3 protein-coding genes are annotated in these 1,803 nt (G+C 62.2%); all 3 read right to left on the bottom strand.

All coding sequences use genetic code 11. The features are described 5' to 3' along the window. Positions 1-798: ABC transporter substrate-binding protein (locus LB538_RS29105; RefSeq protein ID WP_224532838.1), on the bottom strand; the 798-nt coding region annotated here is incomplete at its 3' end. A 64-nt stretch (positions 799-862) separates the two neighbouring features. Then, entirely contained in the window at positions 863-1,621 is a 759-nt protein-coding gene (locus tag LB538_RS29100) for an HAD-IA family hydrolase (RefSeq protein WP_411909071.1), read from the bottom strand. After that, positions 1,614-1,803 (bottom strand): hypothetical protein (locus LB538_RS29095; protein WP_224532835.1); only part of this gene is annotated, 190 nt, incomplete at its 5' end. The genes LB538_RS29100 and LB538_RS29095, both read right to left, overlap by 8 nt.

Raw genomic sequence — 1,803 nt, 5'->3', positions numbered from 1 at the left:
ATCGCCCGACAGAAGCGCGTTGACGCGCGCGCTGTCGTCGCTGATGGCGATGAACTCGAAGGAATCGAGATAAGGCTTGCCCGACTTCCAGTAGTTCTTGTTCTTGGTGACCACCGAGCGCACGCCCGGCTCGAAGGTCTCCAGCACGAAAGCGCCCGTGCCGTTGCCTTTGGAAAAGTCGGTGGTGCCGTCCCTTACGATCATGAAGTGATGGAGCGCCAGGATGGTCGGGAGGTCGGCGTTCGGGTCGGCGAGCGTGATTTCGACGGTCGACTTGTCGACAGACTTGAAGCCCGTCATCTGCGCGGCGATCTTGGCGACCTTGGAGCCGACTGCCTTGTCGAGGTGACGCTTCAGCGAGAAGACGACGTCGTCGGCGGTGAGGTCCTTGCCGTCATGGAACGTGACGCCCTTGCGCAGCTTCACCGTCCAGGTCTTGGCGTCCTTGCTGTCGATGCTTTCGGCCAGCTCCATCTGCGTCTTGCCATCCTTGTCGAGGAAGGTCAGGCGGTTATAGAGCGAGCAGCAGCGGACATAGTCGGTGGAGAGCGACGCCTTGGCCGGATCGAGCGTATCGGCCGTCGAGGACGACCAGCCGGCAGCCTTGAGGTGGCCGCCTGAGACTGGCGTGGCGGCGACGGCATTGGTGGCTCGGCCGAGCACAGCGCTTCCCGCGGCAAAGGCGGCGCCGCCTGCCAGCAGCATTTTGAGGAGTTCACGGCGGCTCGCGCCTCGCCGGATGGCGTTTTCGACCATCGCATCGTCTGCTCCGGTCCAGTTGGTGATCTTGTCGCTCATGTCATTCCCCTTTCTGTTGTTTGGCCGGGATGCGCGTCTTGCTGCGGCTTTCCGGGTCTTGAGCTCAGGTTCGTTCCTTCAGGCTTTCCCGCACGGCCGCCGCAAAGTCGGCCATTGAGGTGAAGTGGTAGTCGGGCACGGTGAAGTGCTTGGGCTCTATCGTGCCGCCATAGCCCTTCTGGGCGTGGCGGCGCTCGATCCAACAGTTGGTCATGCCGAGCGCCCGGGATATGCCGATGTCGTGATACTGGCTTTGTGCAACGTGCAGGATGTCGTCCTTGCTGTCGCCGCGGGACGCCACGAAGTCGAGGACCTTCTGGAAGAAGGCAGGGTCCGGTTTCTCGGTGCCGGTATCGTCGGCGGTGAAGGTAGCGAAGAAGGGCGATCCAAGCTGCTTCTCGAAATGGTCGAGAGCCCAGCGCCGGGCATTGGTCATGGCAATCAGCTTATGGGACTTCGCAAGCTCGGCCAGCGCCGCCCTGCTGTCGGAAAAGCCTTGCCAGCCGCTCGCCGAATCCCGGAGCCGGGCGCCGTATTTCTCCTCGGCCGGCAGGCCGAGCCGCGGCGCGACGACCATGTAGACACGCGCGAGATCGTCGGGGAAAAGGTTCGCATCGGGCATGTAGCGGGCTTGCCGGTAAAGGGCGAGCGCTTCTTCGCCGTCGACGGAAGCACCGGCCTCCGCGGCGATCTCGGCCAGGCAGGTCGTGATGCCGCCTTCGAAGTCGATCAGCGTACCGACCACGTCGAAGGTCATGTACTTGAACTCGTTAAAGCCCCTGGCCAAGACTGGCTCTCCTCTGCGCGCGGCCGAATTACTCATGCTGAACAGAACAATATTCCGTGCTGTCCGGGGCGTCGGCCTTTTTCAAAAGCCCGGAAATGCGGGCTTTCTGGCCTTGTCTTAAAAAGCAGTCTGGCACTTCCCCTGCGCTGGATTCGCCGAAAAGGCGCGAGGTAGCGGCACAAAATTGCGAAATCGTCTGCCCCAGCGATATTTCGAGA

Source organism: Mesorhizobium sp. Ca11, assembly GCF_020165275.1.
GTDB lineage: Bacteria > Pseudomonadota > Alphaproteobacteria > Rhizobiales > Rhizobiaceae > Mesorhizobium.
This window is presented reverse-complemented; position numbering and strand designations above follow the sequence as displayed.